The 16842-nt window shown below is 36.4% G+C and carries 22 protein-coding genes and 2 pseudogenes; 9 read left to right on the top strand and 15 right to left on the bottom strand.

All coding sequences use genetic code 11. The features are described 5' to 3' along the window. Nucleotides 1-203: 203 nt before the first annotated feature. The 3 genes and pseudogenes from Cyrtocomes_RS06090 to Cyrtocomes_RS00760 form a co-directional block, all read left to right on the top strand. A pseudogene (locus Cyrtocomes_RS06090) lies at nucleotides 204-392 on the top strand (GNAT family N-acetyltransferase); the annotation flags it as partial. Beyond that, entirely contained in the window at nucleotides 389-670 is a 282-nt protein-coding gene (locus tag Cyrtocomes_RS00765; RefSeq protein WP_322497305.1) for a GNAT family N-acetyltransferase, read from the top strand. The pseudogene Cyrtocomes_RS06090 and the gene Cyrtocomes_RS00765, both read left to right, overlap by 4 nt. Next, nucleotides 667-789, top strand: coding sequence for a hypothetical protein (locus Cyrtocomes_RS00760; RefSeq protein WP_322497304.1), 123 nt, complete (start codon nucleotides 667-669; stop codon nucleotides 787-789). The genes Cyrtocomes_RS00765 and Cyrtocomes_RS00760 overlap by 4 nt, the downstream gene beginning before the upstream one ends. A 453-nt stretch (nucleotides 790-1242) precedes the next feature. Here Cyrtocomes_RS00760 and Cyrtocomes_RS00755 read toward each other — a convergent pair whose 3' ends face one another. Continuing rightward, nucleotides 1243-1680 (bottom strand): MarR family winged helix-turn-helix transcriptional regulator, encoded by a 438-nt coding sequence (locus Cyrtocomes_RS00755; protein WP_322497303.1) that lies wholly within the window; start codon nucleotides 1678-1680, stop codon nucleotides 1243-1245. A 56-nt stretch (nucleotides 1681-1736) separates the two neighbouring features. Here Cyrtocomes_RS00755 and Cyrtocomes_RS00750 point away from each other — a divergent pair, with 56 nt between their 5' ends. The 3 genes from Cyrtocomes_RS00750 (at nucleotide 1737) to Cyrtocomes_RS00740 (ending at nucleotide 3032) form a co-directional block, all read left to right on the top strand. Further along, nucleotides 1737-2120, top strand: coding sequence for a nuclear transport factor 2 family protein (locus tag Cyrtocomes_RS00750; RefSeq protein ID WP_322497302.1), 384 nt, complete (start codon nucleotides 1737-1739; stop codon nucleotides 2118-2120). A gap of 168 nt (nucleotides 2121-2288) precedes the next feature. Then, nucleotides 2289-2639 (top strand): helix-turn-helix domain-containing protein, encoded by a 351-nt coding sequence (locus tag Cyrtocomes_RS00745; RefSeq protein WP_322497301.1) that lies wholly within the window; start codon nucleotides 2289-2291, stop codon nucleotides 2637-2639. An 18-nt stretch (nucleotides 2640-2657) separates the two neighbouring features. Beyond that, nucleotides 2658-3032, top strand: coding sequence for a GyrI-like domain-containing protein (locus Cyrtocomes_RS00740; RefSeq protein ID WP_322497300.1), 375 nt, complete (start codon nucleotides 2658-2660; stop codon nucleotides 3030-3032). 220 nt (nucleotides 3033-3252) lie between these two features. Here the strand turns inward: Cyrtocomes_RS00740 and Cyrtocomes_RS00735 are convergent, their stop codons facing one another. The 7 genes and pseudogenes from Cyrtocomes_RS00735 to Cyrtocomes_RS00710 form a co-directional block, all read right to left on the bottom strand. After that, complete coding sequence (locus Cyrtocomes_RS00735; protein WP_322497299.1) at nucleotides 3253-3900, bottom strand: MFS transporter; 648 nt, start codon at nucleotides 3898-3900, stop codon at nucleotides 3253-3255. Continuing rightward, nucleotides 3806-4219 carry an MFS transporter gene (locus Cyrtocomes_RS00730; protein ID WP_322497298.1) on the bottom strand — a complete coding sequence of 138 codons (414 nt, stop codon included), beginning with the start codon at nucleotides 4217-4219 and terminating at the stop codon, nucleotides 3806-3808. Before Cyrtocomes_RS00730 ends, Cyrtocomes_RS00735 begins: the two co-directional genes overlap by 95 nt. A 208-nt stretch (nucleotides 4220-4427) precedes the next feature. Continuing rightward, nucleotides 4428-4790 (bottom strand): hypothetical protein, encoded by a 363-nt coding sequence (locus Cyrtocomes_RS00725; RefSeq protein WP_322497297.1) that lies wholly within the window; start codon nucleotides 4788-4790, stop codon nucleotides 4428-4430. Next, nucleotides 4787-5149 (bottom strand): annotated as a pseudogene (locus tag Cyrtocomes_RS06085) (recombinase zinc ribbon domain-containing protein); the annotation flags it as partial. The gene Cyrtocomes_RS00725 and the pseudogene Cyrtocomes_RS06085, both read right to left, overlap by 4 nt. 163 nt (nucleotides 5150-5312) lie before the next feature. Beyond that, nucleotides 5313-5621, bottom strand: coding sequence for a recombinase family protein (locus tag Cyrtocomes_RS00720; protein WP_322497296.1), 309 nt, complete (start codon nucleotides 5619-5621; stop codon nucleotides 5313-5315). Continuing rightward, nucleotides 5622-6035, bottom strand: a complete 414-nt coding sequence (locus Cyrtocomes_RS00715) for a recombinase family protein (RefSeq protein ID WP_322497306.1) — start codon at nucleotides 6033-6035, stop codon at nucleotides 5622-5624. A gap of 207 nt (nucleotides 6036-6242) precedes the next feature. Then, complete coding sequence (locus Cyrtocomes_RS00710; RefSeq protein ID WP_322497295.1) at nucleotides 6243-6389, bottom strand: hypothetical protein; 147 nt, start codon at nucleotides 6387-6389, stop codon at nucleotides 6243-6245. Between the two features lie 256 nt (nucleotides 6390-6645). Between Cyrtocomes_RS00710 and Cyrtocomes_RS00705 the strand changes: the two genes are divergently transcribed. Next, the gene (locus tag Cyrtocomes_RS00705; protein WP_322497294.1) at nucleotides 6646-6909 is read left to right on the top strand and encodes a hypothetical protein; all 264 of its coding nucleotides are present in this window, start codon (nucleotides 6646-6648) and stop codon (nucleotides 6907-6909) included. Between the two features lie 88 nt (nucleotides 6910-6997). Here the strand turns inward: Cyrtocomes_RS00705 and Cyrtocomes_RS00700 are convergent, their stop codons facing one another. After that, a complete protein-coding gene (locus tag Cyrtocomes_RS00700) occupies nucleotides 6998-7294 on the bottom strand; it encodes a Fic family protein (RefSeq protein ID WP_322497293.1) in 297 nt (98 codons plus the stop codon). A gap of 1634 nt (nucleotides 7295-8928) precedes the next feature. Here Cyrtocomes_RS00700 and Cyrtocomes_RS00695 point away from each other — a divergent pair. Next, on the top strand, nucleotides 8929-9198 hold the full coding sequence (locus Cyrtocomes_RS00695; RefSeq protein ID WP_322497292.1) for a hypothetical protein: 270 nt from the start codon (nucleotides 8929-8931) through the stop codon (nucleotides 9196-9198). A 48-nt stretch (nucleotides 9199-9246) separates the two neighbouring features. Further along, on the top strand, nucleotides 9247-10302 hold the full coding sequence (locus Cyrtocomes_RS00690) for a hypothetical protein (protein ID WP_322497291.1): 1056 nt from the start codon (nucleotides 9247-9249) through the stop codon (nucleotides 10300-10302). Between the two features lie 646 nt (nucleotides 10303-10948). On the opposite strand, the gene Cyrtocomes_RS00685 is transcribed toward Cyrtocomes_RS00690, so the two are convergent. The 6 genes from Cyrtocomes_RS00685 to topA all read right to left on the bottom strand — a co-directional run bounded on the left by Cyrtocomes_RS00685 (nucleotide 10949) and on the right by topA (nucleotide 16825). Further along, complete coding sequence (locus tag Cyrtocomes_RS00685; protein ID WP_322497290.1) at nucleotides 10949-11563, bottom strand: hypothetical protein; 615 nt, start codon at nucleotides 11561-11563, stop codon at nucleotides 10949-10951. 127 nt (nucleotides 11564-11690) lie between these two features. After that, entirely contained in the window at nucleotides 11691-11981 is a 291-nt protein-coding gene (locus Cyrtocomes_RS00680; protein WP_322497289.1) for a hypothetical protein, read from the bottom strand. A 478-nt stretch (nucleotides 11982-12459) separates the two neighbouring features. Next, nucleotides 12460-12591 (bottom strand): hypothetical protein, encoded by a 132-nt coding sequence (locus Cyrtocomes_RS00675; RefSeq protein WP_322497288.1) that lies wholly within the window; start codon nucleotides 12589-12591, stop codon nucleotides 12460-12462. Between the two features lie 18 nt (nucleotides 12592-12609). Beyond that, nucleotides 12610-13464, bottom strand: a complete 855-nt coding sequence (locus Cyrtocomes_RS00670; protein WP_322497287.1) for a 2OG-Fe(II) oxygenase family protein — start codon at nucleotides 13462-13464, stop codon at nucleotides 12610-12612. A gap of 232 nt (nucleotides 13465-13696) precedes the next feature. After that, nucleotides 13697-14245, bottom strand: a complete 549-nt coding sequence (locus Cyrtocomes_RS00665) for a hypothetical protein (protein ID WP_322497286.1) — start codon at nucleotides 14243-14245, stop codon at nucleotides 13697-13699. Nucleotides 14246-14563: 318 nt separating this feature from the next. Further along, entirely contained in the window at nucleotides 14564-16825 is a 2262-nt protein-coding gene (topA, locus tag Cyrtocomes_RS00660) for a type I DNA topoisomerase (RefSeq protein ID WP_322497285.1), read from the bottom strand. Nucleotides 16826-16842 lie beyond the last annotated feature (17 nt).

The following is a 16842-nucleotide window of genomic DNA, read 5'->3' as shown; positions in this document are numbered from 1 at the left end:
TTCGCTAAACTCAAAGAAAATCGACGCTTAGCATTACGATTTGAGAAATCCGATCTCTCTTTCCTTGCCTTTATAGCTTTAGCATCTATTAAATACAACCTTTGTTAACAGTGCCTAATTATCGCAGGTATTACATCTGTGATGTAATGTTGGGGCATGCTGTTTGTAGATATTTTAGCCGTAGATGAAAACACAATAAAAGTGGTCTGGGTAGTAAACTGCTCAGTCATGTAGAAAATGAGGCAACGAAACTTGGTGCAACGCTTGCCCATCTTGATACCTTTGATTTTCAAGCTAAAGATTTTTACCTAAAGCATGGCTATGAGATTTTCGGTGTTTTAGACGACTGCCCCAAAGGTCATAAACGCTATTATATGAAGAAGGTTTTATGATGATAAGGTCAGCCATAATTGATGATACTCCGAGACTTTTACCTCTTTTATCAGAACTAGGTTACCCAGCTGCTTTGGAGGATTTGAATAGAAGATTTCTAAAATTCGTAAAGAATCCTGGTTTTGGTGTTGCGGTTTGTGAAATGAATGAAGAAATTACGGGCCTTGTTGCTTGGACAAAAACAGATTATTTGATCTCGGATGCAACGCGCTTTTCTATTGCTGGGATCGTTGTATCAACAAGCCATAGAGGTGTTGGTATCGGTAAAAACTCATGAAATTTGTTGAGGATATTGCCAGACAGCATTCACCGGCCATTATCGACTTAACCTCTGGCCTTAGAAGAGCACAGGATGGTACTCATGAATTTGATAAGCAATATTGGCTATCAAAATGAAGGTCATATGGCGAAACGTTATTTGCGGAAAGAATTATGATCACAGGAAAATGCTTTTGTGGGGCAATCTACTACACAATTGAAGCCAATATCTTAAAAATCCGATATTTGTCATTATCATGATTGTCAACGTTTAACAGGCGGTACGGCTTAGCCTTTTATCGTTATCACGGTTGAATCATTAATTATAGAAGGAGAAACAAAAGAATTTACACGTCCAGGCGCAAGCGGTAAACAAGTGCATGTAAGCTTTTGTGGGATGTGGTTCCACACTCTTTGGCAAACCAGAGATTTGGCCGCATATTAGAATAATTGGAGCAAGAAGCCTGGATGATAAAACTCTTTTCTCACCTGATATGTATGTTTGGATTGAAGATGCACCGAAGTACACCTTGTTTGATCCAAATATTCAAAAATTCAATCGAGACTCGATTTAGTAGAGGCAATATCTCGCTACTGCAAATTATTAAAACACTCTAGCAGCAGTTTTTCAAGAAGCGCCTGATGCTCTGCACTTACCGTAGTGAGCATACGTGCTTCAACATCGCGAATCATATCATGGGCATTTGTAACAACTTTATGGCCTTGGTCTGTCAATTCTGTACACAAAATCCTACCATGGGAAACATCATTTTTACGCTGAATTAAACCACGTTTTTCTAAATTTGAGACAATACCGTGCATGGTTTGAGCTGTGATAAAGGCTGAGCGTGCAAGTGCAGCATTAGACGCTCCAGGTTTTAACTCGAGTTGCGCAAGTACTGCATATTGTGGCGTAGTGAGATCAAGAGTCCTTAAAGCTTCATCCATCTGAAGGCGCAGAGCATGTTGGGTCTTTTTCAGTTTATACCCAAGCAAACTTTTAACTCCCATCTCTTTATCTGTTAACATATCAGTGTCCTTATAATATATTATCAGAATGCTTATACCTATAGTAGGAGTTAAATATGAACACAACTGATAATGTGAGCCTTGCTGAAAGCTATTACAATGCGATGCTTGCCAAAGACTTTGATAGGATGGCGAGCTACCTGCATGACAATGTGTATTTCATCGGACCACTTGTAGAAATGCATGGCAAAGATGCTGTGGTCACAGCTGTGAAAAACTTTGGTAGATCATTGCAGGATATATACATCAGGTCACGTTTTGCAGATGGAGATCAGATTATGTTCGCCTATGACATGGTCGTTCCAGACCCTATCGGTAAGTTCAGATCGGCAGTACTGATGAATTCACGGATCGGTTCATCTCTAAAATCGAACTGTTTTATGACGCCAGACCCTTTCAAGAAAAGCGAAATGAGATTTTTGAAGACAGACAGTAGTTGAGGAATGAAAAGTAAATTTGGACTGTCCTGCACAGCAACACTTTTTTAAAGGCGTTATATTAGTATCGTAAATAGATGAGATATCAATATGATATACGTTAACAGTAATAACTTTATAAAGGCTGTAAAGTTCATTTATCAAAATTTAGATGAGTAAATTAGCATTGAATTGATCGTCAAAAATATTTGCGTTTCTGTCTCGACTTTAAAAAGATTGGTTTTAGAGGTTATCGGTACTTCCGTTGGTAGTTTTGTAAGACGGCTTAGAATAGAGCGAGCTTTTAGATCACTAAAAAACAAGGAAGAGTCTGTTCTTGAAATTGCACTCAGCAGTAGTTTTGAAGATGCAAGCAGCTTTTCTCGAACATTCAAGGCAAATTTCGGCTATAGTCCAAGCTTTGCCCGCAATAAAATCAACATAGTAAGTGAGCTTGAATGCGTATCTGTTGAGATTACTGAATTCAAAATTCAAGCTGCAACAAAACAAGGATTATATTTTGAGGTAGCGCTACTTGCTTGAAAAACTCTGAAAGAACATTTGGGTAAGGAAGTGCTGGACGATGATTTTACTGGTACATTTATAGCCATTGGACACGATAATCCTCATGATGGCGAGATTGCTGAAGATCAGGTATGTTTTTCAGCATGGCTCACTTGCTTAAATACAGACCTAAAGCTGGAGGAAATCATTGTTGCAGGTGGTGGCTATGCTAAATTCAATTATACCGGGAAGTTGAATAATATGGGTCTAGCCTATCACTACATTTATGGTGCATGGCTTAGCAAATCAGCAGTAAAAATCGATGATACAAAGCCAGCATTTATAATGATAGATAACTTTCCTAGTAATTTTGAAGAAAGTTTAATTCAAAAAGCTCCAAGGGATAAATTCCTCAGGGCTTTCCCATATTAGCTCTTCAAACAAATACGATTTACAACCATCATAAAGCAGCTTAAAGACAAGAAATAAAGAGGCATTGGTAGCAACGTACCATCATGCAGAAACCCCAAAAAAACGTAAAGAGGGAAATCATGCAGTAATAGAAAAATCCAAACAAGCTGGATGCTGTACCAATTGCATGTTTATAATCCGCAAGTGCTAATGCAAGAGCATTGCTGGTTGCCATACATATTCAAAAAGCACATCCCATTTGAGAAAGAATAGTAATCGATATCATTACATGGGAGGGCAAAGCAAATAAATTATGATTTATCGTCGCCACGCAACTGAAGATCGTTGTCGCAAAAGCAATGATCAAAAGTCCATAGCCCATTATTTCTTTAGAAGAATGTTTATTCTGTAATCTTTTAGAAACGATTCCACCAATCATTGTAGCGACTGCAATAACTGTAAAGCTCAGACCATAATGGCTTGGTGAAAGGCTTAATCCTTTGATGAGGTAAAATGACCCTTCCGCAAAATAACTAAAGAGGATCCCATTACATCCGGCAACAATGAGACCGAAGCCTAGCACTTTTCTGTCCAGTATAAGTTGTTTCGCAATATTCCGTATAGAAATCTTTTTGCGAGACGCATGTGGATGGGTTTCTGGTAACTTTATACTCACAAGAATTGCTATCATAAGCGCAAACATGGTCAGAAATACAAAGATGTTTCTCCACCCAAATATTTCCGCGATAAGCCCTCCGAATAAAGGTCCAAGCGCTGGAAATAAGGCAAGTACGCTACCGGTCACAGAATATACTCTTCCAAGGGCGGGGCCATGGAACGCATCTCTGCAAATTGCTTGGCCAAGAACACTCCCTATAACTGCCGCCAAACGCTTGGATTAAGCGACTGATCATCAATATTTCAATCGAAGTTGAGAAATAGCAACCAATACAACCGATAATAAAGACTAGTAAACCTGCGATAACATAGGGCTTACGACCTAATTTATCAGAAATTTTACCCCAAAATAGAGTTCCAAGAGCAAATCCAAAAAGGTAGATCGTCAGCGTATATTCTACCATCGTTTCACTCGTTCTAAGTTCATGCGCTATTTCAGGCAAAGATGGTGTGTAAACAGTTTCAGAAAGTTGTGGCAGACCCACAATAAGAACAATAAGCCAGATTGCTGGTAATAAAACATGTGTCATACAAAAATCTGACATTTAAAATTCAAAAATTAAGCAAGAAAATAAAGCCCTCTATTTTCAAGAGACGCTCAAATCAACCTAATTTCTTTACTTAAACGACGACGATTTTTTTTCATTGGAACATCCCGATTATATTAATAGTGTACGCACAAAGTGTTTTGTAGTCAAAAGAAATCACACCACCTCGCAGCCAAATAATTCACCCCGTTCATTTCAGAGGCTTGGGATGTTTTGCATAAGATCGGCGAGTTTCATATGACGGACGGGGTTGGTGGCCTAAAAAGATAGCTTCTTTGAGTTGTGGAGCAAGAAAATTGAGCCTAAGGATCAGCTGCACATATTTGGTAGTGACTTTATTGGCGTCGCATAAATCTTGCATAGTTTGATATTTGCCGGATTTCAGCTGGCGTTGCCACAAATGTGCACGAACTAAGGCCTTGACTAATGTAGTGTCAACAGATGCATTCTGAGTCGTTAATGGTGCTTTGCCTTCGGGCGCCAGCACCATCTTTCTACCACCTCGTTTTTTAAGATGCATGGGCATGAATACGGATAATTTCCACTTACTCATAGGCATACCTCCATGCCGGCATGTAGCAACAAACTCTGCAGCCCATCTGTATGAATGCATACATAAATACCATCTTCTCGCACTAATACTGCTTTGATCAGCAACCATATGATGCGGTATTGCTCAATCGGAAAAAGCAAATCCCATATTACATCGATTTGCTGTAGCATAGAAAAAGCTTCATCTGTGGAAATTTTCCCCTCAAGAGATTTGGGGGGTTTTGCAGTAATTTCAGGGCATTTTAGGAGTTCGCGTACTTGTTGTACTATAAAGCGCTCAACCTCATTAGAGGCAATGGTTTTGTGATGATATGTGCAGCTTTTGCCCCGTAAATAGTTGCTGCATGCATAATAACGATAACGCTTGTTCTTTTTTTAGTATAGGTCTGTGTCATAGCTACATCTCAGACCCTGCAACGAATCAGCTTTTTTAAAAGAGCTTGATCTTTAGCTGCAGATTCTCTGCCTCTGATGTGCGGGTATTTTTCAAAAATGCGCTGTACTCCGTCAAAGAATTCAGGCTCTAAGATACCTTCATGCTGCCCTCGTAAATGGCATTTTTGTGGGTAACAAAGCCTTTATAAACCGGGTTAATCAAAGTCCTGCGAAGAAGGTTGGCTTTTGTAAATAGCTGCGCGCCATATTCTTTACCGGTTTTGCTGATGATACGTTTGGTGCGATGGCCTTGCTGATTGAGTTTCCTCGCCAAATTGGTGATTGAGCGCAAAATCAAAAAACGGTTAAAGATATGCCGAATCAGCTTTGCTTCTTCAGGGTTGATTACAAGGTTGCGATCACAAATGTCATAACCAAGTGGCGGATTTCCGCCCATCTACATACTTTTTTTCTTGGAAGCGGTAAATTTATCACGGATATGTTCATCGGTAAACTCACGCTCATATTGGGCGAAACTCAAAAGCACATTAAGCATCAAACGGCCTATAGAGCTTGACGTATTGAAGGATTGTGTTACGGAGACAAAGGTAATTTGATGCTTATCAAATAGTTCTACAATTTTGGAAAAATCAATGAGCGATCTGGACAGCCTATCTATCTTATAAACGACAACACAATCAACAAGGCCATTTTCAATATCTTGAAATAACTCTTGTAAAGCAGGACGGTTCAGCGTGCCACCGAAATAACATCCATCATCATAAGACTTAGCTAAAGCTACCCATCCTTCATGTTCTTGGCTGGCGATATAACTTTCAGTAGCAAGTCTTTGCGCATCAATGCTGTTCATCAAGGCTGTTGAAAGCTTGTTTTAATCCTTCCTCATGGGATTTACGTGTGTAAATGGTGCAGCGTATCTTTTTGTTCATTAGGCCTCATTGTTACTACGCAAGCTAAAGAGCGCCGGTCCGTTCTATCTGGTGCAGGTGATTTTGCTGGTAATGGCGGATAAGGGTTTATAGCTTTACCTCTGGTAAATGGAAGTCATTTTCAGAGACTAACACATCATGCAAGTTACCTTGAACTCACGAATGAGCTTTGTACCGGCTAAAGGCTTGGAGGCCATATAATGATTAGTGAATTTTTTACCTTTCTCCATTTGATCGGCTAAATTATCCAGCTGCTTTGCTGACTTTTCAGCCATAGGGGGCTGTAAGCGAGCTCTTGCAGACGATAGGCCGGCCTTGGGGATATATAGGTTTTGGAATGAGGCGGCGCATCAGTATCAAAAATACTTCGCCACAATTCGTTAAGTTCTGCGGCGTTTTTACTTGTAAAGCCGGTACTTTCAGCTGAAAGCATGGCCAAGCTATTGGTTAAAGACAATAAATACGACAAGAAAGTGTTACTGTTTGCGCTTTTAAAGGCTAATCCTAAATTACTCAAACACGTCTATCATTTTGATAAGGTGCAAAAAGAAAGGGTTTTGTTCCTTTGTGCTGAAAAATCCACCGCGTCAACCTGCTGCTTCTTTCAAAGAATTTGTGACTGAAGATGTAGTTCGCTCTGCTCTTACGGCTCATAATGAAGAGCAAAATCGACAAAGACTGCTCCTTCATCAACATGCAGGATTACAATTTTGCTACGCAAGTGAAATCGATAATGAGCTCAAACTCTTTGAACTCAAATTCAGATCTGCTAACCTTAAAAACGGAATTGCCTAGACGATTGTTCATGTGCCGCTGTCTTTGATAACATTTTGTACATCTCGGTAAGGTGTTGGTTTAATACGCGTTCTTCCATCGCTCATGACTAGGGCATGCAAAGTTTGAATAGTTTTTCGGTAACAGGATGGTTTTGTGCGGCATATTGTTCAAGCTGAGCAAGTATAGTATAATAGCCTTTTACTTCATGCTCATCACGCTTTCTGTCGTGGAAATGTCCTTGAAGCTGAATGACCTCTTTGATCCCCTCAGGCTTGAGCTGATTGCCTTCTATCATAGTTGAATAGCGTGTGGTGTAGAGTTTAGCCGTTTCACGTAAAGTGTCAAGCACTGTAGGATTAACCGGCAGTAACGCAACCTTTTCCTTCGCGACCTCAATTCTCATCAGGCTTTTTGTGACACCGGGTGTTATGCTATTATGGGCTTAAAGTTTGTCGGTATGATGTAAGCCCAATATCAGTTTCTCTTGCATTATTTATTATGCTGATAAATATCGTATAGGTCAAACATAACATGCCGATAAAATACATAGAGTGGTTTGTCATGTCCGTAAAGTTACATATAGTGTAATTTTAGGAACATGTTGCATGTCATTAAGATCACGAAAATAGAGATTTCATGGACACAATAAACTTTTACAGATAATTCAAAATGGTTCATTTGACACTCTCTAGGTACGCATTTCTAATCGCCAGAGAGAGTGAAAATATGACTATACCACCCCAGTTTGTAGTTGGTTAGGTTGTGGTAAACTGATCTCCGCCAGATTTTTTAAAGCAAACTTTTTACGTATTTTTTGTGCTACCCTCAGCACTTCACAAAACTCCAATATTTGTGAGCTCTATAGTGGTTTAATGTGTCCTGTTGCTTATAAGTTGCCAATCTAGAATAATTATCAAATCTGCTCTAGTCTTATTATGTGTTTGGATAATCTTTAAATTTGTATTTTGTTGAATGGCTGATTTCTAATATCACAAGCTAACTCATCAAATATATTTAAAAATCAGAATTAACTATAGTTATTAAAACTACTCTGTCTCTTTTTAAAATTTTTAAAGCTGATATTATGGCAGTATTCGCTATAGATATAACTTTGATCATTATTAAAGAACATAAGAATGGTTAGCATTTCCTGATATTTGCTAAATCTTTATATCTTTTAGCGATGGTTCAAACAAGTTTCTAATTTGCTTTTGATATACATTTTGTCAGTTTATAGCGCTCATATGAAGGATTTGGTGCGCAAATATTTTATTACACAGCATCTTTTTCAATTTTAAGAGCTAGCTTTTAGATCTATTTCCTATTTTTAATGTAATATTTTTAAATCTGTTCCGATCCACAGCAGTCCATATTCTGGTGTATGGATTGCTAAACTCCCAAGTTTTGGCATTTCTTCTAGGTTTTTTAATAAAGATATATAGTTCATCCATCTCTAATATTTCAATATGATTTTGGCGCTTTTTAACTATCAAATTAGCAATTTGACCAGTGTTCATAATTAGGCCAAAGCAGGTTGTTATATCTATGAAATTCTACGAAGACGCTTAATTATATGATCATACTTACTATGATCATTATTAATTGTGTCATAATAATTACAACCCCCATACCTATAGTATTGTCTCTCTCCTACAAAACCGTTTTAAATATACTCTTGAGACTAGGATATAACCTACATAATACACTCTTAGTAATCTCAAGATAATATAATTTTAAATTAATAGCTATATAATGAACGCTGCCCAAATCTGCTATTTGATGACGTTAATGAATTTAACATCGGTAAAGGTCATGCTAATCCACGAATGTAACATTGTATAAAAGATTGTCAAATTTTATTGAAGAAAGCGCTCGCCTTGTTGCTACATAATCGCGTGTTTGCATATTGATTTGTATATCTATATTGTATGGCCCTAGACTAGCGCGCTAATTTATCGTATAATTGTTACGGCAGTTGTGTAATTAAAAGACTGTGAATATATTAGGTGATGATTGGAAATGCGCTAATGGTTATTATTGTATATATTTGATATGCCGCAAAATAATTGTGTAGGGGGCGCTGAGCCTACAAAAGAAGAATTAATTGAGGATGCTATGAGGTCTAAGTTGTCAGTAGACTTCTTTTATCTCATTGGTGGTACAGATTACAACTTTCAGAGACATATGCTTAATTTTGCTCTTTACGCGCCAAATCTGAGCGGGAAGCCAGATCCGTTGGAGAAGATGAAAGGGTACTTTGGAAAGATTTATAAAGGCGTGAAAGGCAAGGATGGTGAACAGATTTGAAAGTTTGATTACAGAGAGCAACTTGATCAAGTATTTGAGGATAATTCTATGGAGTTAGACAATGCGATTCCACGTGCTGTAAGCTTATATAGAGATTCATCAATTAAATCAAAGTTTGATATACCTGAGTACGAAAATGAATTTGAAAGCACTGCTGCTCAAATTATAAGTAACAGTATCAAGAGTACTAATGGGCAAAAAGTTCTTGTTACGGATGAAGATTGTCGCAATGCATTCTGTAATGTTGTAAAGGCAAAAATTGCAGAGCTTGATGAAAGCAATATTTCTGAGGTGCGGCATGGTGCTGGAAAATCGCAACAGAAAGTAGTAGCCGAGAAGAAAGAGATGAGGCCTATTGAAGAAGATAAGGATAACGAGCTTTTTATAAACGATGAACAGCTTGCTCACGAGTTGCAGATGAATTATATAATTGAAGATAGTAGATTACAATATAGAGAAGAAAGGGAGGCTGTAAGGAAGTTAAAGCGTGCTGAAGCAGATAAAAAAGCTGAGCTTCATAAGCAATATGCTGAGATTTCTAAAACAGGGGTTTATTTAATTGAAAATAGTAATACTATCGTAAGGGTCTTGAATGATTCGCATTATCAGTATGATAAGTATTTTGGTACTGAGTATAACAATGGTACTGAGCATACAGAGCTCATCGATGCTGATGGTGGGTATTTGCGCGCTGGCTTGAATATTTTTCACACTGGATTTAGTCTTGCTTATGGTTTTTATAGCCATTCTGTTGTCCCGATTGTAAGCACTGCAGTATATACGATTAAGGGTAATACAGATTTCTTGAAGAGTGATAATCCATATATCCAATGCTTCATGGATGCGTCTACAGCTCCAATTGCGCAGCTTGTAACGTTCAATCCATATGGTGCTGCTATTACGGCTGGGCTTGGTTCAGCAAAGTGTGTTCTTCCAGAATCATTACAACCAGTTATAAGAGTTGCGCAAAATGTTAATGATTTAGCAAATTCAGCTAATGTAGTTATACAAACTGTTGAGGGGGTGAAATTCATTTATACTATGTACGATAATTTTTTTATTAATGATGAGCAACTTAGTGAATCCCCTGATATTCATATATAAAAAAAAATGCTACATTAATTAGTTATGATTATGCTTCGTATATAGTATAAGATGCAGAGTCATACATATTAGATTAGAGCGCTCGATTTTCTACAGCAGGCCTCTTTCGAAACTCATGACTCATTATATCATTTAACCCTTATTCTTCGGTTTTTAGAGGTATACTATTGATCAAGCATCAAGATTTACCAGAAAGAGCATTGTTAAAGAGTGATGTAAATTATGAAGAATTGATGTCACGGAAAGTCTAATAGAGCGAAGCCCCAAAAGATAAAGAATAGTCTCAAAGAATCGCAATAATAAGTAAAAGTATTATTCTCCTTTAAAAAAGAGACATAAAAGGTTTTTTAAAACAAGAAGAAATGGTGTAATGAATTGAGGGTTATAGCATATCTCCAAATATAGTCGTTTTATTTGAGATGACATATTAATAATATTTCTTGTATTATAGTTTATTAGCCTTATTTTTAACATGCTAATTTAATTTAAATAACTATATATTAAAATAGGGATACACTTCTTATGCATTATTGTTGGTGGGCTTTACCATTCTTTGTTAGATCCTTATTACCGCAATCTATTACAACGGCTCTATCTAATATCAGAGAAAACAACTTTATTTAGTAATGCCACAGTTTTTATTTGGTTATAATATAGCCTCCACACTTTGTTGGTGCAATTCTGGCGTATTATGTTGCAATTCTTGCGCATCATGCTGCAGTTCATGTTTCTGCAATCTATCCCAGCTATCCAGTACAAAAGGTTCTAGTATTGACCATGCCTGATCTGCGATACCTTTTGCTAAAATATGGTATGGGAGAAGAATGATGCCATCTTTCAGGCTACTATTACCACTAAAGATGGGAGTAAAGATGGCGGATATACAAACTGCAGCGCAGTGATTTAATGTAGCTTTAATGACAGAATCACAAAATGGATTCAGACTATGTTTTTCTGCTAACTGAACAAGCGTTATGATGCCTGGTAAACTTTTAATCTGATCAACGAGATTATCATCTAAAGTTTCTAAAAGCTTTGATGCTAAAATTTTATCTCTAAATTTTGGGGTAATAAAATCTTCTCCATGAATATGTTTAGCAAGATCAGCAAAGGCTCTATCATAAAATTTGGCATGAATAAATTTTAGGATAGATTTTGGTGTGCAATAATTCATCATGCGCGTCTTTAACAGATCTAATACATTTATAGAGTGAGGTAACTTGTTATCTTGTATTGTGTAAGGCATTATCAAATGAGGCATATCTATTATTTAGAGAAAATTTATAGCACATGTTAGTGATTTTTCTAGCACTAAAGCTGTAAAAGCATATAAGAAGCAGGAAATAATATACTAAGATATTAAAAGGCAGGCTTTCTATATGGGTAATTTATTTATATTCATGTGCATCGCACTTCTCGTCACTGTTATTTGATAATTCATGTTGTGATGCAACATATGACGTCCCCTCATAGTGGTTACCAGGATCTTTTTTTGCATTATAACCCAAAATTCCTTTAATGAAATCAATATAGACGATTGCAGCATAATTTCCTGGAAAGGTCGCTATAGTTTTATATAATGGCAAAAATACATACTGAGGTTTGAAATCATTACTAGTAGCACATTCTATGAGCGTTCCAATACTGTACTTTATAAGGCTGTTTAAAGTAAGTTCCATACATAATGCACTATCAGCCTTACTGAACTTAAAGAACTTAAATAAGTTATTATAAGGCTTACTATTCTTATAATACTAACCAATTGTTAGTATGTTATCAGAAAGTGGCTTAAGAAAAGGAAGCTCTTTAATAAGTGAGATGAGTTTCGGTGAGAGGCTGTTAATAGTGTACCATGCTTTAACTAATATATTTGGGTTTAGTCCTCCATAAGGAAGTGGGCCATAAATTTTCTTATAGACATTAAGGAACCCATTGAGATTGTCGAGCTTTCTAGATATTAAAACGCCAAGAATGGTTTACATGGTGTATAGTAGTGGTGATATATCTCGGATACTACCACGATCTGTGGTCATAGCTCTGAGGGGGTAGGTGAATAGAGAGTCTACGATAATAGTTGTAATAAATGGATGGGCTGTGATAAAAGTTGTGAGCATCAGTTATATAAAAACAAGTAAGCTTTTTGTATTAATAAGCCAGTTAAGCCAGTATCCCATCGTCTTGGTGTAATTCGGCGTGTAATAATTCGTTAGCCTTTGTTGGGTTATCCTCTGTTGGGTTATCCTCTATTTGGTTATCATATCCAAGAATTTTGGCAATAGAGTCTGTCATTTCGCATTGCCATAATGCTCATGTCTTGGATAACAAACCCAATTCTTTCAATCTTTCATCAAGATATTGCTTTGCAGTATAACGGTTAGATAATTTAACATCGAACATAGGATGTACAAACAAAGGCATAGAATACCTAGAATGATTAGAATCTTGTGGATTAATTACTCTATGAGTAGTTGATTTATAATAACCATCCGTAAACTCTGATAACATATCACCAGCATTCACAACTATAGAATGCTTTTTAGGCGATACTTGATGCCACCGTTTGTGCTTATCTTGAACCTCAAGCCCAGGTTCGGTTGCTGCGATCAATAGCGTGATGAAATTTATATCTTCATGCGGAGCAGCCCGCATAGCATGCTGCTCAACGCTATCTGGTAATGGAGGATAATGTATTGCCCTTAATATAGTTTGACAACTGCGATCTACCACCTCCTCTAAAGGCTGCTTTATTGAATAATGACCTCCTATATGACGTGATAACCATGTAAGTAAAGTTACTGCAAGGTCCAATAAATCATTATATAAAATATTTGTATAGCGAATGATATCAGGAAGAGAACGACCATCTGGTGAGAAATGATAAAATTCCTTTATATCACTATGGTTATATCCCTTTGCTTTTTCAGAAATTGAGATAGGGTAGAATCCATCTTGTACGACACCATACTCTCTTTGAAATAAAAACTTCGATTTATAATCATCTGGCATGTTAAAAAACATTTTCCATTCTTCATAAACATTATCCATTAAATCATAAGATATATCGTGATTACAAATTATAGCGAAGCCAGTATCACGCATAGAATTTCCAAAAACACTATATGCATTAGGGTCTTTATAATCTACAGTACTAAGATTAATCATCCTTTTTACGAAAAAAGAATTACAACACAGCCCAATTTATATATTTTTGAACAAAATTCAAGCATTGTTATAGAATGATAACAAGAGACAGGAAGGTTTGAAATCATTATTAGCAGCACATAAAAATACTACGATCTGTAGTCATAGCTCTGAGGTGACTAGATAGTTTGCGATAATAGGTCCGAGCATAAGTTATATAAAAACAAGTAAGCTTTTTGTATTAATAAGCCAGTTAAGCCAGTGTCCCATCGTCTTGGTGTAATGCGGCGTGTAATAATTCGTGAGCCTCTGTTTGGTTATCCTCTGTTTGGTTATCATCTGTTTGGTTATCCTCTATTTGGTTATCATATCCAAGAGATTGGGCAATACGAGCTGCTAATTTATAGCGTACATAATCGCAAATGGCATCCGATGTATAATAAAGTGGGATGGCGGAAAGCGACTTGGAATCGCAATTGCAGAGATAGAAAATTGATGCTGAAATGCCACTTTTGATCAGAGCATAGAAAATAAGTGTAGGTAGTAAACCATGCTCATTTTCTATATCAAAAAATTGCTTTAATAAAGGTAGACTTGCAATTTTATCAATTACTTTTGGAGAGAAGAGCTGAATAATACCTCCTGAGTAAAAAGCAAGAGATTTTATAAACTCATCCTTCTGTATAATACCATTTTTGGTAAACCACTTAAATTCAGGATTATACACAGCTTCCTTACCATGAATGGCTTGGAAAATCTGCTCAAATATACTATTTAATGTCTTAGATATCGGAATTTGCATTAAAAATACAGGCCACCTGATGAGCTTTGGGTATCCTGCATAGCATTCTATAATATTTTTATAGGAATTCATAACAATAAAGAATATAAAAGAGTGATATAGTTAATTTTAAAAATACTTTAGTTATCATTGTGCTAAGTGTAACAAAACGACTCACTATATAATTATTTTATACAGCTTTAGCTATGTAGTTTTTGTATACACCAAAAATGCTTGAGCAAAATTATACCATAGATAGCTCTACCGGCCAACATATATATGCTCCATTTCTGATATAATGTATTGGATATATTTGTTTTTTATTAAAAATTTAGCGGATTATTTACCCTTTTTCCTTTGAGATTTGATTGAGTGATTTAGTACATACGCTGCATCATCTATTGTCATTGTTACAGGGTCAAATCCAAATTTCTTTATAGAGGTAAATTTTTTGTCGACCTCTATATATGGACCAAATTTTCCTATTCCAGCCCTTACCTCCGAGCCAGAATCTAAGGTGCCAAGCGATCTTGGCATGGAAAGCATGGTTTTTGCATATTTTATATCAATTGAAAACGGGTCTATGCCGCTTGGAATACCGGCTCTTTTTCCATTTTTTTTATCCTGGCATTGTAAATAAAAACCGTATGGGCCTTTTTTTAGTAATATTATGCCAAGTTGCTCATCATGCCCTATTTCTTTATCTTCAAAGCGTTCTTCAGTGCTGGATTCATCTGAGTCTATGTTTTTTATATATTTGCATTCAGGATAATTGGAACAACCTAAAAATATGCCAAATTTCCCGGTTCTTAGCGATATATTGCCTTTTTTGCACTCAGGGCAAGTCCTATCGTTTGTACCGTATAGATATATCTTCATTCTCTCCTCTATACTAGAGAGTATATCAAGTGTATTGATATCAAGTACCTCTTCTGTATTTTTTTTAAAATTCACCCAAAAATCCGATAGAATTTTTTTAAAATCCTCCTGGCCATTTGAGATATCATCTAACATATTTTCCATTTGGGCTGTAAAATCATATTCTACATATTTTGTGAAAAATTCCTGTAAAAAAGAGCTAACAACCCTTCCTCTAGGGTGTGGGGTTAATCTTCCATTTTCTAAATTGGCATAGCCTCTATCCTGTAATATTGAAATTATTCCAGAATAGGTTGATGGTCTGCCTATTCCAACCTCTTCCATCTTTTTAACTAATGATGCTTCCGAATATCTTGGTGGAGCTTCCGTAAAATGTTGTTTTTTATCTATTTTTGTTAAATTTACATCCTGGGATATTTGAAGATTTGGTAATAAATTTGCCTCTTTTTCTAAATCATCAGAATCTAATTTATAGAATCCTTGATAAATAACTACGGAACCAGTTGCTTTAAAAATGTTCGAATTATCTCTAGAAGATATGTATATAGAGGTGCTCTCTAGCTTGGCATCAGACATTTGGCTTGCCACGAACCTACTCCATATAAGTTTGTAAAGCTTTAACTGATCCTTATCAAGGTATTGCTCCATCATTTCCGGAGTTTTATTTACATCTGTTGGCCTTATGGCTTCATGCGCTTCCTGTATATTTTTAGCTTTTGATTTAAAATCTCTTGCTTTTTTGTATCCGCTGCCATAATTCCTCTCTATGAAATCTAGAGCTGCATTTTTAGCCTCTGAAGATATATTTAAACTATCCGTTCTCATATATGTGATAAGTCCAGATATCTCTGAACCAGTATTTACCCCCTCATATAATTTTTGCGCAATTACCATAGTCTTTTTTGCTGAAAAGCCTAATCTAGTAGAGGCTTGTTGTATTAGTGTTGATGTGTAAAATGGTGGAGGTGGGCTTTTAGAAATTTCCTTTTTCTTAATATCGCTTATATAATAAGTTAAGCTTGATAAGCGATCGGTTATTTCTTGTGCAAATTTACCATCCTTTATTGTAAATTTTTCTAGTTTTTCTCCTCTATATATTGCTAAAGAAGCTACAAGTTTTGAATCTGGCATAAAAAAACCAGATATACTCCAGTACTCTTGTGATACAAATATTTCTATCTCTTCTTCCCTCTCGCATATCATGCGGAGCGCGACAGATTGTACTCTACCTGCTGATCTGCTTCCTTTTAATTTCCTCCATAGCACAGGGGATATGGTAAACCCAACTAAATAATCTAAAATTTGTCGGGTCTGCTGTGCCTTTACAAGATTTTCATCTATGCTTCTAGGTTCATTTACCGCGCGTAGGACCGCAGGTTTTGTTACTTCATAAAAGACAACCCTACTAATATCACATTTTATTTTTTCTTCTTTAAGTATTTGTGATATGTGCCAAGATATTGCCTCCCCTTCTCTATCTGGATCTGTTGCAAGGTAAACGTATTTGCTCTTTTTAGCTTCATCCACTATATTATCAACTCGTTTTTGCGCACCTTGGATTATAGAGTATTCCGGTATGAAGTTGTTTTGAACATCCACAGCCCCCTGCTTAGAAGGGATGGCCCTGATGTGTCCATATGAAGAGATGACTTTATATCCATTTCCCAAATATTTGCTTATGGTCTTCATTTTAGACGGGGATTCAACAATTAACAGCTTCATCTTAAAATAAGCAAAAT

The sequence above is a fragment of the Candidatus Cyrtobacter comes genome, from assembly GCF_034470605.1.
Lineage (GTDB): Bacteria > Pseudomonadota > Alphaproteobacteria > Rickettsiales > Midichloriaceae > Cyrtobacter > Cyrtobacter comes.
The sequence above is the reverse complement of the archived record's forward strand: the minus strand, read 5'-3'. Positions and strand labels throughout refer to the sequence as shown.